This is a genomic window from Acinetobacter sp. YH12135 (assembly GCF_013418565.1).
GTDB classification, from domain to species: domain Bacteria; phylum Pseudomonadota; class Gammaproteobacteria; order Pseudomonadales; family Moraxellaceae; genus Acinetobacter; species Acinetobacter towneri.
The window spans coordinates 113,112-127,081 of record NZ_VPBU01000006.1; the positions used below are offsets into that span (position 1 = coordinate 113,112).

A 13,970-nucleotide genomic window follows, 5' to 3' on the forward strand; every position below is an offset into this window, starting at 1 on the left:
GAGAACATTATGGCTGAAGTTGAACAGCAACCAGAAACTCCAGTAACGCCACCTAAAAAGCGTCGAATACTCAGGAGTGTTTTACTGTCACTGCTGTTGATGCTGGTTTTATTGGTGTCCGCTTTGGTGGTGATGTTCTCAACAGACCGTGGCTCAAAGTTCTTATTAGACAGCGTATTGCAGCGCCAAGAAATTATTCATTATGAATATGAAGGCGGTAATTTATGGCGCGGGATTATTCTACGCAATATCATCGTCAGTTTAAAACCTGTTGATGTCAAAATTGACCGTGCCGATGTCATTCTTGGTTGGCGTGCCATTTTAGATAAAGAAATCCATCTCAATCGTGCCGATGTGCGTAATCTGCGGATTTATCCGAAAGGCCCACCAAGTGATGATCCATTCAAATTCAATGAAATTCGCTTACCTTTTGTTTTGCGTTTAGATACTGCCGATGTCGATCATTTATTGATTCAAACCGCCTCTGGTACGCAGGTCGATTTTTACGATATTCATTTAAATAATGCCTTGTGGTCGGGTACAGAACTGAAATTTGAAGATTCCAATATGGATATGGGATATTTGAATGTACGCAATGCCACAGGCGATATGAAATTTGAAGGTAAATATCCGCTTAATGTGGTGGGTGATTTAAATATTCCCTCTTTACATGACAGCTTAAATATTCACGATATTAAAGTAGTAGGCAAAGGCACACTCGACACGATTCAGGCGGGTGTTGCAACAAATACGCCTGATTTGCTCACGGGATGGGTAGTGTTGCATCCAATGCGTAAGCAAGTGCCAATGTTTGGTGAGTTACAATTTAAAAACTACCGTTGGCCTATTTTGACCGAGCAGGAACTTTTTACCCAAGCAGGTGCAGCTAAATTTAAAGGCGATATCAAGCGTTTAGATATTGATGTCAATACGGATTTGAGCGGTAAACACATCCCTAGAGGTCAATATACAGGTCTGATGTATACCGATTTAGTTCATCAACTGAATATCAGTAATTTAAATGCACAACTTATGCAAGGTGCTGCCAATGTAGCGGGCATTGTCAGTTGGGATAAAAAAGTCAATTGGGATTTAACAGGACGTCTGGATAAAATTAATCCTAAAGATCCACTAATTCCTCAAGTGGTCAAAGACTTTTTACCGCCAAGTTTAGATGCCAATTTAGCATCTAAAGGTCATTTGGAAAAAGGCACACACTTAACTGCACAAGTCGATTTTGACCAATATGAAACTTGGAATTTAAAACTCGATCAAAAACCTGCGCAGGGCAAAGCGGCAAATCCGATGTTGCTTGATGTGCGCTGGAACAACATAGACCGTGCTGTGCCGTATGTGGGTTGGTTAAAAAGTGAATTGGGTGATGTGCAAATGGCCTTGGTAGAAGGTCAGCAAGATATTTTTGTGGCGACCAAAGTCAGCACACATGAAAAAACCATGTTACCTGCAGGTATGTACCAAGCTAAACTGAATTTAAAGAATAATCGCTTAAATATTCCTAATTTTAAATTTGATACCGCAGATAGTCATTTGGCAGGCAGCGCCGTCATTGATTTACCAACCGACAAACGTCAGTTGAAATGGAATGCAGTATTGGCTGCGAAAAACTTTAATCCGCAAAGTATCAGCACCGCAGCACCTGTTAATGTGTTAAATGGGCAGTTTAAAGCCAATGGTTTTGCATTGCCGAATCAGCAAATTATTCATTTGAAAGATATTAATTTGACAGGGCGTTTGGTCAATCAAAATGAAAACGTACATTTAACTGGGCAAAGCACCATCGCTTTATTGTTCCATGATGTGAAAGCTGGTGGTGGCTTTAAAAGTTTTGCCGTGAATTATGATGGTGGGTTAAATGCCAGTGCCATTCAAGGCAGTGAAGGACATTTAAAACTAAAATTATCGGGTACGCCGGAACTAATTAAAATTAGCGACTTACGCCATAATGGTGTTGCAGGGCAAATTGTGGCGGATGGTTTGCTGCATTTGAATCAGGGGGTGAGCTGGAATTTAAACGCTTCTTTAATTCGCTTTAAGCCGCACTATTTTGTGTCCAGTGTACGTGGTGAATTATCGGGCAATATTCGCACTCAAGGTATTTGGTCAGACACTCAAAAACGGATCAACATTGAACGTCTGAATTTGGCAGGCATGCTCAATAATAAACCTGTACGTGGTACGGGGAATTTAGCCATGTTGATTGATGCTAATCAAAAAGGCTTTTTACCACAACAGTTTGAAGCCAATAATCTATTTTTGTCTTATGCCAAAAATCAGTTACAAGCAACGGGGAATGCACAAAATCTGCGTATTAAAGTCAATGCGCCTGCTTTATACGAAATCTATTCAGGTTTACGTGGACGTGCGTATGGCTATATCAATGTGCAGTCGCAGCCACGCTTACAAGCCACTGCCAATTTCGCTGTTGATCAGTTCAGTGTAAATAATATTTTCAGCGTGCGTAAATTGCGCCTACAAGGTGAATTGCCAACCTCTGAAAATACGCCAACGCTGATGACGGCATCCATGGAAAATTTACGCAGTGGCAACCGTGGCATCGAGCAAGGGCAGATTTCTTTAGCAGGTACACGTCAGGCACATATTTTAAAACTAGAAGCCGAAAATAAGCTGAGTAAGTTTTATATACAATTGGCGGGTGGTTTAAATGCACAAAATGATTGGATGGGACAAATTCAGAAAGGAGATTTTGACTCCTTAAGAACCCACTTGGCACAGCGCCAAAACGCGGCCGTGATATATCAACATAGAACCAGTGAGTTGTATGTTGGTGCGCATTGTTGGATGAGTCAGCAAAGCCAATTGTGTTTTGATCAACCTATTCGTGTGAGTAAAACCAAAGCCAATGCATCATTTGTGACTCAAAACTTAGACTTAAATGACTTTTCTGCATTTATGCCTGAAGGTTTGGCGATTACAGGCAAGGTTAATGGGTATGCCAAAGCGGCGTGGGCAAAAGGACAGAAGCCAAAAATTGATGCACATTTGGTCACGCGTGATGGCGTCATTGGACTTGCTGCGGACGATCCACAGGATATCGGCTCTACCTTGCGTTATGAACAAGTGGCAGTGGTCGCAAAAAGTATTGCCGAAGGCTTGAAATTACGTATAGATGTGAAAACGCCTGAAATTGGTACGGGTTATGCCAATGTGCTGATTGATCCTTACACCAAAAATATGCCAATGCGCGGCGAAATTGCCTTTGATCAGGTACAACTCAAAGTCTTTAAACCGTTTATTGCCGATGTGCGCTCAATGGCAGGCATTTTGTCCTTTGCTGGCAAGATCAATGGGACTTTAACTTCACCATTGCTCACAGGTGAAATGCGCCTGAAAGATGGTGCGATCAGCATGATTTCGTTACCTGTAAATCTGACCAATGTGCAGGTCTATTCCTCTATCCGCCAAGATCAAGCCAGCATTAATGGCGCATTTAACAGCGGTGGTGGTGTAGGGCGTTTAACGGGCAGTGTGGATTGGAAAAATGATCCGCGTATTCAGTTAAATTTAAACGGTAAAGACTTATTAATTCGTCAAGCACCGCTAATTACTGCAATGATTACGCCAGATGTATCCTTAGATGTTTTACCTTTCCAGAAAAAACTGAGTTTAAAAGGACGTGTAGATGTACCTCGGGCTTTAATTTCTATGCCTGAAGTGTCTGCACCTGTGGTTAACGTGTCTTCGGATGTGCGTGTGGTACATGAAGGACAAGATCAACTGGCATTATTACGTTCAGCTCGTCCATGGGATATTCGTGCCGATCTTGAATTGAATTTGGGTGATCTGGTCATTTTCCAAGGTTTTAATAGCCGTATTCCACTGATTGGACGTTTGTATTTATCTCAACGTGGTTTAGAAACTGCGATGCGTGCCAATGGTGCGATTGGGGTCAGCCAGCGTGTGAAAATTGAAGCCTATGGACAAAGTCTGGATTTGAACCGTGCCATTGCGCGTTTTAATGGCCCAATTTCTAACCCAACTTTAGATATGGATGCCAATAAAAATGTACAGGGCAGCATGGTCGGCTTTAGAGTTACAGGCACAGCCAGCAGTCCGAACATTCAGGTCTATAACGATGCAGGCTTATCTGAACAAGAAGCATTAAATGCTTTGATCACAGGTCGTATCAATGAAGGTACCAGTGGTTTAAGTCAGACCGAAAGCTTTAAGTCAGACGTCAACAATACTATTGCAGCGGCAGGTATTAGTATGGGATTGGGTGGTACACGTGCCTTGACCAATCAAATTGGACGTACCTTCGGTTTAAGTGGTTTGGCACTTGATGCCCAAGGTACAGGCGATGATACCCAAGTCAGTTTGACGGGTTATATCACCCCAGACTTGTTTATTCGTTATGGTGTGGGGGTTTTCACACCTGTCAATAAATTGACTTTGCGTTATCAAATGAATAAGCGACTGTACTTAGAAGCCAGCCAAGCTTTAGAACGCGCAGTGGATATTTTCTATAACTGGCGCTTCTAACGGCAACCTCACTTAAAAATGCGTTCTATCAGAGCGCATTTTTTAAACTTGTGCATGGATAGTTTCGTATTTATGTCAACTTTTGATTATCATAAGCACAACAGGAGAGCTTCAATGAAAAAGATTTTGGTGGTGACTGCAGTGCTTGCATTAATGGGTTGTGCAGAAAAGAAACCCTTAACCCCTGAAGAACAATGGCAAGGCTATTGCCGAAGTGTTGGCAATGCTGCGCGTACCATCATGCTAGATCGTCAAAATGCGATTGAAAAAGAACGTGCCATTGAGCATGCCAATAAAATTGAAGATGACATTACCCGTAATTTTATCTCAGAGATTATTGAGCAAGTATATGCATTGCCACTTGAAGAAATTAATGGTGATGTTGATGCGGCACGTGAAAAAGTCCGTACGCAATTTACTGAAAAATGTATCGCGACCCCGCATGATAAAATGCCTGATTACAAACCGTTCTAAAAGAACGGTTTTTTTATGAATTAAAATTGAAATATGTTTTGTACCTCTATATCTTTTATCAAAAATAGCCTAAGTAAATAAAACGTCTAAAACTAAAATAAATAACAAATAAATTGTGACAAGTTCTAAATCTTAAAACTGGCAAAGCTTATCTTTTTCATGAATAATTAAAAAGATAACAAAAACAGTAGGAGCGCATAATGGAAGTGGTTGCTTACCTGCATAATGCAGATTTGCTCTTAGAAGATGAACAAGGTGTCGCAGTGATTGGCGGCAGTCATTATGTTTTAAGTTTAGGTGATCGGGTGTATTTACGTCAGCAAATTGATGCACCTGCAAAGATATATCAAGTTCAAATTTCGTTTACCAGTGCAGAACATTGCATGCTGCATGAAGATGAAATTCAACTCAAGTTTGAAGGTAGTCGTGAACAATTACAGCACTATCTTCAAGCTACGACAGTACACTAAGGTGGAATATCATTCATTCATTAGAACAGGCAACATGAGCGTTGCCTTTTTTACGAGTTAAACTTTAGGCGAAAAGTTAGTGTACATACAGACAAAGTTAAAATTAAGTCGTGTTTTGCCTGTAAATTGAACAATATGCGCATCATTTAGTTATAAAATAATGGGCATCACAAAGAAACACTCTAGTTGCATTAACTTTTAACCTGAAGTTTAGTAAAATTTTGCAGTCCATATTGTTTGTGATGCTTTAAAAGCAGGAATTCACAAATAATTTTTTAAAAAAGAGGAATAACACCGTGCTAGAAGCTTACCGCCAACACGTTGAAGAACGTGCCGCACTCGGAGTCCCACCGAAGCCACTTGATGATGTGCAAACAGCTGCATTAGTTGAATTATTAAAAAATCCACCAGCAGGCGAAGAAGCTTACTTGGTTGATTTGATTGAAAACCGTGTACCTGCAGGTGTTGACCAAGCGGCATACGTTAAAGCTGCTTTCTTAGCTGCTGTAGCAAAAGGTGAAGCAACCTCTCCACTCGTTTCTAAAGAACGTGCAGTTTACTTACTAGGCACAATGCTTGGTGGTTATAACGTAGCACCTTTAGTAGAGCTTTTAGACAATGCTGAATTGGCTGGCTTAGCAGCTGAAGCATTGAAAAATACTTTGCTTGTATTTGATGCGTTCCATGACGTAGCAGACAAAGCAAAAGCAGGTAACGAAAACGCGAAAGCAGTTTTACAATCTTGGGCTGATGCTGAATGGTTCACTAGCCGTAAAGATGTACCTGAAGAAATCAAACTTACAGTGTTTAAAGTTACTGGCGAAACCAACACTGACGACTTGTCACCTGCACAAGACGCTTGGAGCCGTCCAGACATTCCATTGCACGCAAATGCAATGTTGAAAAACGTACGTGATGGCATCAACCCAGAAGTTCCTGGTGAAGTTGGTCCATTAAACCAAATCAAAGACCTTATCGCGAAAGGCAACCAAGTTGCTTACGTGGGTGACGTTGTTGGTACAGGTTCTTCTCGTAAGTCTGCAACTAACTCTGTACTTTGGTTCTTCGGTGACGAAATCGCGCATATTCCAAACAAAAAAGATGGCGGCTACTGCTTAGGCGGTAAAATTGCGCCAATCTTCTTTAACACAATGGAAGATGCGGGTGCTTTACCAGTAGAAATCGACGTTTCTAACATGAACATGGGTGATGAAATCACGCTTAAAATCGACCATGCTGCTGCTAAAGTAACAGCGTTCAAAGACGGCGCACAAATCGCTGAATCTGAACTTAAAACTCCAGTGCTTCTAGACGAAGTACGTGCAGGCGGTCGTATTAACTTGATCGTTGGTCGTGGTTTGACAGCTAAAGCGCGTGAAGCTTTAGGTCTTGCACCATCTACTTTGTTCCGTACTCCAGTACAACCTGAAAACACAGGCAAAGGCTTCACTCAAGCTCAAAAAATGGTAGGTCGCGCTTGTGGTCTTCCAGAAGGTCAAGGTGTTCGTCCAGGTACTTACTGCGAACCTAAGATGACTACTGTTGGTTCTCAAGATACAACAGGTCCAATGACACGTGACGAATTAAAAGATTTAGCTTGTTTAGGTTTCTCTGCAGACTTAGTAATGCAATCTTTCTGTCACACAGCTGCGTATCCAAAACCAGTTGACGTTCAAATGCAACACACGCTTCCTGACTTCATCATGAACCGTGGTGGTGTTTCTTTACGTCCAGGTGACGGTATTATCCACTCTTGGTTAAACCGTATGCTTCTTCCAGATACAGTAGGTACTGGTGGTGACTCGCATACTCGTTTCCCAATTGGTATTTCTTTCCCAGCGGGTTCTGGTCTTGTAGCGTTCGCTGCAGCAACTGGTGTTATGCCACTTGACATGCCTGAGTCTGTACTTGTGAAGTTCAAAGGTAAAATGCAGCCTGGTATCACTTTACGTGACCTTGTACATGCGATTCCTTACTACGCAATTAAAGAAGGTGACTTAACTGTAGAGAAGAAAGGTAAGAAAAACATCTTCTCTGGTCGTATCTTAGAAATCGACTTAACAGAAATGGAAACTGACTTAACAGTTGAACAAGCATTTGAATTGTCTGATGCTTCTGCTGAGCGTTCAGCTGCAGGTTGTTCTATCACACTTTCTGAAGAGAAAGTTGCTGAATACCTTCGTTCAAACATCACCATGCTTAAGTGGATGATTTCTGAAGGTTATGGCGATGCGCGTACTATGGCTCGTCGTGTTGAGAACATGGAAAAATGGTTAGCGAACCCATCACTTCTTAAAGCTGATGCTGACGCTGAATACACTAAAGTGTATGAAATTGACCTTGCAGACATCAAAGAACCAATCCTTTGCTGCCCGAACGATCCAGATGATGCAAAACTTCTTTCTGACGTTCAAGGTGACAAAATTGATGAAGTGTTCATCGGTTCTTGTATGACAAACATCGGCCACTTCCGTGCTGCTGGTAAGTTATTAGACAAAGTTCCTGGTGGTTCTTTATCTACTCGTCTATGGTTAGCGCCTCCAACTCGTATGGACGAGCGTCAACTTATGGAAGAAGGCTTCTACAACACTTATGGTAAAGCGGGTGCGCGTACAGAAATGCCAGGTTGTTCATTATGTATGGGTAACCAAGCACGTGTAGCACCGAACACAACTGTAGTATCTACTTCTACACGTAACTTCCCGAACCGTTTAGGTCAAGGTGCAAACGTTTACTTAGCTTCTGCTGAGCTTGCATCTGTTGCAGCGGTACTTGGTAAGTTACCAACACCAGAAGAATACCAACAGTACGCTTCTCAAATCGACAGCATGTCTGCTGACATCTACAAGTACTTGAACTTTGACCAGATGGAAAGCTACACAGACGCTGCTGCGAATGTAGACACCAAGAAAATTGCTGCTGCTCAGTTGACCTAAGTTAGGAAAAGCAAACGCAAGAGCAAATCTATGATTTGTTCGAGTGTTGAGCGATAAGCAAGATCAAATAAGGGCTGATTATTCAGCCCTTATTTTTATGTGTAAAATTTCAATCTAATAATGAATGACATTTAAAACAGCATAGATTGTGATATTTCAGCTTGCCTAGCTGATTTTAAAAATAGGGGCGTAAGCTATGAAATAAATTAGGATTTAACTTATTAAAACAATATAAATTTGCCTATCAATACCGTTCGTCATAAAATAATGTAAACTGCGTCACAAAATATAATGGATTAATGCTGGTATTCAATTTTAATTATAATTTTTGGTAAAAACTTTATTGAAATGAACTACTTAGTTTTAATTTTAATGAAATTGGATATTTTTTAATAACTTACTATAATGATTGTAAAATTATGTAATTAAAATGTGTCATATTATTAATGCATTGACCAATTAAAAAAATTTTGCGTCTCTCTTTAAATATGAAACTGGGTTGTTTTTATGAATTTAATAGAAACAGTTTTTGACTTTAAAGCGCTTTCAATGCAGCAGCAATCGTATTTTTTTGAAAAAATTTATCAATTCGATCAAAAAATCTTTCCAAATTCGAGTTTAGAAGAATTTAAAGCCTTTGTTTATGACCCCGATGCAATCGCAGTCACGGTTATTCAATATCATGATCGAGATCAAGTGGTTGGGCAAAATGTTATTCCTTTTATTTTGATTCATTATAATGAACAGCCTATGCATGTGGTCAATTCACGAGCGGGTTTTTTGTCTGAATATCAAAAACAAAATTTGACGATTCCAAGTGCAGTCAAAGCCATGTTGAATCGACGCTTAAAAAATCCATTTATTCCATTGTGGTTTGTGATTAGCATTAATCAACCGAAGATTTATTCTTTGTTTGCTTCGCGTTCTAAAAGTTTTTTCCCAAGAGTCGGGAAAACTATGCCTAAGGAATATCATGAAGTTTTGCAGCTTATGGCGGCACGGTATCCTGAAATTCAAAAGCGCGGTGAAGGCGTATATGTGCATGAAACTCATTCTCCAGCACGAAGTTTTGAGCAACTGATGCATTTGAGAATTCCGCAAGATGTACATTCCAATTTCTTTTTGCAGCACGCGCCTGATTATTTTGATGGTTGGGGCATTATGTGTATTTGTAAATTAGACGGTAAAACTTTATCTGAAACGGCACTCAATTTAGCACTAAACAGAAAAGTGGATTAGGTGCTTATCACATCGAAAAACTGTAATCCTCTGTACGTATCCTGTTGACTCTATACTGCAATAGATGATGAATTTGGGCAGTGATGGGGTGTAACCATCATCTTCACCAAAGTTTTATTGAGTGAAATAATGATCTTGATGTTTGCAGTTGCGACAAAATAAGGACACATAATTTTCTGCGTCATAATCGACAGTCAGTTCATCCGATCCGCAGTGCATACAGCGTTTAAGTGAATAAAATTTAAGTCGTGCTTCAATTTTTCGCCAAGAACGCCACACAGGTTGAAAGAAAATCCTTTCGTCATAACCCAAAAAGCGGAAGAATAAAATTTCGCTCATATAGCTGAAAGGCAAATTAGGCGGGCGTGGCAGGGTAGAGGTCTCCCATTTTTCAGCCACTGACCGTTCTCGGTATTGCTGCACAGTCTTTTTCAGTAAATTGGTATTAATAAAGTTTTCATTACGCGGTTTGAGTGCTTTTTGTTGGTATAAAAATTCCAAAGCAGTTTGCACCAAGTAATAAATTTGCCCAACCGCCAAGATATCTAAAAGTCGGTAGCAAAAGCTCTGAAAACTATGGTTGCCCGCAATTTGTATTCCCCAAGTCCGACAATAAAATTGCATAAACTGCACAATCTCTTGATACAGCAATAAATACAGCGCATCTTTGACTTCATCTGCTGTTTTGAACGGTGTGCCCATACTCAGATTTTCATAAAACCAATAACGTAATTGTTGTGCAATGCTGAATAAGCTTGGTTCAGAATAACCATCTAAACGGACATTGATATAATATTGCTGCGCATTTTCCGTAAAATCTTTGGCAATTAATATTTGCTCTTTTAGCAAATGTTTGATCATGCCGTGCTGGAAAAAATAGTTGGGGGTAATATTTAAATACTTGATTTTTTCCCAATCTATAAATTCTTCATGTGGAATATGTTCCTGTGCATGCTGATCTAAAATACTCAATAAAAATAATTTATCTATAAAACGCAGCTGATTTAATTCGCGTTCAGGTGCATCCTGTTTTTTGAATTTTTGTTGTTCTTGCAAGCGGGTTTCCGCCATGATTTTTTTGCGTTGTTGGGTACAGCTTGCGCAATGACAGTTTTGTTGTTGGCTATTTTGAAAGATGCGATGTTCACAATGACTACATTGGTGAAAATTTAATTCGTGCTCATATTGTTCTGCTTCTACCCAATACATAGATGCCTGACACAAAGGGCATAATGTGCTTTCATCTAATTGTTTTTGCAGAATTTGTAGCATTGTGAAATAGAAGCTCAAGTAAATCGTGATATGTCATTATACATGGCTTGTGTACTGAAAGGTGGAAGCTTCTGTGCTTTTGATCATCATCAAAATTAGCCTGTGTTGGTCGTATTTGAAGTGAAGTTGCATATCAAAATATTAAATTTACGCGTAATAGCAATACAGGTATTGATTTAAACAGTCTGCTTTTATGTTACTTGTACAGGATTAATCCAGATAGGATTGAAAAGCTTGGGTTGAGCGCCCATATAAATCAGCATTGTTGAACAAGACTGAAATAGATTGTGCGCAGACAGATGTTGAAAGTTGTCGTATGATCATTGCAACTTTACAAAAACAAGCGCATCGCCACAAAGAATGAGGACAAGATGAATATTGCAGCAAATCCTATGGTTGAAGCCAGCCAAACTATCTATTTAAAAGACTATCAAAAACCTTCATTCTTGGTAGATGCTGTAGAGCTAGATATTCAAGTCTATGCAGATTACACCCAAGTGGGTGCAACATTGAAAATGCAGCGTCAGACTGCAGGCGATTTGGTGTTATTGGGCCGTGATTTAGAATTGAAATCTATTATTTTGAATGGCACGGAATTATCGGAAAGTGACTATCAATTAGATAGTGAGCAGCTTCGCATTGCAAATGCACCTGATCAAGTCACGTTAGAAACCATCGTGATCATTCATCCTGAAAGCAATACGCAACTTGAAGGCTTATATCAGGCAAGTTCTGATTTATTTGTTACCCAAAACGAGCCTGAAGGTTTCCGTAAAATTACCTTCTATCCTGACCGCCCAGACGTATTGTCGGTATTTACCACACGTGTTGAAGCCGATAAAAAATATCCTGTGTTATTGGCAAACGGCAACTTGTTAGAAACAGGTGAAGCAGGCGAAGGTCGTCATTATGCGATTTGGCAAGACCCGACCAAAAAGCCAAGCTATTTATTTGCTTGTGTGATTGGCGATTTGGCAGTCATGAAAGACCATTATGTGACATCTGAAGGGCGTAATGTTGCACTGGAAATTTATGCAGAAGAAAAAGACATTCCAAAATGCAAAATTGCTATGCAAGCGTTAAAACATTCGATGCGTTGGGATGAAGAACACTATGGTCTGCCGTATGATTTAGATAATTATATGATTGTGGCGACCAGTGCCTTCAATATGGGCGCAATGGAAAATAAAGGTCTGAATATTTTCAATACGTCATGTGTATTGGCCGATGAAGAATACACCACAGATGCCGCAATTATGCGCGTACAGTCCGTTATTGCGCATGAATATTTTCATAACTGGACAGGTAACCGTATTACTTGCCGCGATTGGTTCCAGTTGTGTTTAAAAGAAGGTTTAACGGTGTTCCGTGACCAATCTTTCTCTGAAGATTTACAGTCTGCCGCAGTACAGCGTATTGATGATGTGGCGGTGCTCAAAGCACATCAATTCCCCGAAGATTCTGGCCCGTTATCGCACCCGCCACGTCCAGATCATTTTGTAGAAATTAATAACTTCTATACCGCAACAGTCTATGAAAAAGGTGCGGAAATTAACCGCATGATGTCGACTTTACTCGGTAAAGAAAAATTCCGTAAAGGTAGTGATGAATATTTCCGTCGTCATGATGGACAAGCAGTCACGGTTGAAGATTGGGTCAATGCTTTAAGCGCAGGTTCAGGTGTTGATTTATCTAATTTCCTGACTTGGTACAATCAACCAGGCACACCAAAGCTTGAAGTGCAGGGCGAATACGATGCGGCTGCGCAGGTTTATCGTTTAAATTTAAAACAAAGTCTGAAAAGCAATGCCAAATATCCAAACTTAAAAGCATTGCCTATTCCTGTTGCATTGGCATTGTTCAATGCAGAAACAGGCGAGCAATATATTTTGCAGTCTGAAGCTTTGGTTGAAAACTCAGTAAAAGATGGTGTGTATTTGTTTGATCAGGCACAAGCAAGTATTGAATTTAGCGGTATAACTGCGCATCCCGTTGTTTCTTTATTGCGTAATTTTTCTGCACCTGTGAATTTAGAATTTAACTATTCTAATGATGAATTGGCATTTTTAATGCAGCACGAAACCAATGGCTTTAACCAGTGGCAGGCGACTCAGACTCTATTGGAACGTATTTTATTGGAAGAACATGCAGCAGATACTTATTTGCAAGCCATGAAAAATACAGTACCTGCTTTAATTGAAAAAGATCCTTTGTTGGCATCACGTATTTTTGATGTACCTTCTGAAGGCTATTTGGGCAGCCGTATTGATCAAAATTATCAACCTGAAAAAATTCAGCAACAACGCAATGCGCTGTTAGATACATTGGCGCGCGAACTTGGTGCATTCTGCAAAGAAACCTATTTAAGCCTTGATCCAGACATGCAGCAAGATTTCTCTCAGGCAATGGGTGTACGTGCTTTAAAGAATATCATGTTGGCGTTAATGGCACGTCAGGGCGATGCCAAAGCGTTTGAGCTGGCACAGCAGCAATACCATACCACTCGAAATATGTCTGAGCGTTTAGGGGCATTGCGTGTCTTGGTGTGGAATGATGCACCGCAAGCCAAAGCTGCTTTGGAAGATTTTTATACACGTTTTAAAGATGAAGCTTTAGCACTTGATCAATGGTTTATGGTTCAAGCTTCACATCCAAAAGCGACAGCTGAAACCATTCAGGCTTTAACTGCACATCCTGATTATGATTTGGGTACACCTAACCGTATTCGTTCAGTCAGTGGTGGTTTAAATAGCAACCCTGTGAATACATGGAGTTTTGGTGTTCAGCATTTTATTGACTTAGCCAAGTATTTAGATGAGAAAAACCCAATTGTAGGTTCGCGTTTATTGCAGGTGTTGTCGCGTTGGTACACTTTGGCAGAGCCACAACGTAGCCAAGTGCAAGCAGCGTTGCTAAATTTGCAGTCTGTGGTGAAATCTAAAAACGTGGTTGAAACCCTAAATAGTATGTTAGAGGTTTAAGTTAAAAAACTAAAAGCCATTTCATCAATTCGTTGAAATGGCTTTTTTGTGGCTGGAATATATTAAAAATAATCTAG

7 protein-coding genes are annotated in these 13,970 nt (G+C 40.1%); 6 read left to right on the forward strand and 1 reads right to left on the reverse strand.

What is annotated here, in order from left to right; genetic code table 11:
• Nucleotides 1–9: 9 nt before the first annotated feature.
• From FTU70_RS05420 to FTU70_RS05440, 5 genes are all read left to right on the forward strand, one after another.
• Nucleotides 10–4,521 (forward strand): translocation/assembly module TamB domain-containing protein, encoded by a 4,512-nt coding sequence (locus tag FTU70_RS05420; RefSeq protein WP_180060233.1) that lies wholly within the window; start codon nt 10–12, stop codon nt 4,519–4,521.
• Nucleotides 4,522–4,635: 114 nt separating this feature from the next.
• On the forward strand, nt 4,636–4,995 hold the full coding sequence (locus FTU70_RS05425; protein ID WP_104852111.1) for a hypothetical protein: 360 nt from the start codon (nt 4,636–4,638) through the stop codon (nt 4,993–4,995).
• A 200-nt stretch (nt 4,996–5,195) separates the two neighbouring features.
• Nucleotides 5,196–5,465 (forward strand): hypothetical protein, encoded by a 270-nt coding sequence (locus FTU70_RS05430; protein WP_004973220.1) that lies wholly within the window; start codon nt 5,196–5,198, stop codon nt 5,463–5,465.
• 296 nt (nt 5,466–5,761) lie between these two features.
• On the forward strand, nt 5,762–8,401 hold the full coding sequence (locus FTU70_RS05435; protein WP_096900892.1) for a bifunctional aconitate hydratase 2/2-methylisocitrate dehydratase: 2,640 nt from the start codon (nt 5,762–5,764) through the stop codon (nt 8,399–8,401).
• A 507-nt stretch (nt 8,402–8,908) separates the two neighbouring features.
• Nucleotides 8,909–9,640: a hypothetical protein gene (locus FTU70_RS05440; RefSeq protein ID WP_004973230.1), complete on the forward strand. Its 732-nt coding sequence runs from the start codon at nt 8,909–8,911 to the stop codon at nt 9,638–9,640.
• A 114-nt stretch (nt 9,641–9,754) separates the two neighbouring features.
• Here the strand turns inward: FTU70_RS05440 and FTU70_RS05445 are convergent, their stop codons facing one another.
• The gene (locus FTU70_RS05445; protein ID WP_180060235.1) at nt 9,755–10,912 is read right to left on the reverse strand and encodes a hypothetical protein; all 1,158 of its coding nucleotides are present in this window, start codon (nt 10,910–10,912) and stop codon (nt 9,755–9,757) included.
• 371 nt (nt 10,913–11,283) lie between these two features.
• Between FTU70_RS05445 and pepN the strand changes: the two genes are divergently transcribed.
• On the forward strand, nt 11,284–13,893 hold the full coding sequence (gene pepN, locus FTU70_RS05450) for an aminopeptidase N (protein WP_180060237.1): 2,610 nt from the start codon (nt 11,284–11,286) through the stop codon (nt 13,891–13,893).
• Nucleotides 13,894–13,970 lie beyond the last annotated feature (77 nt).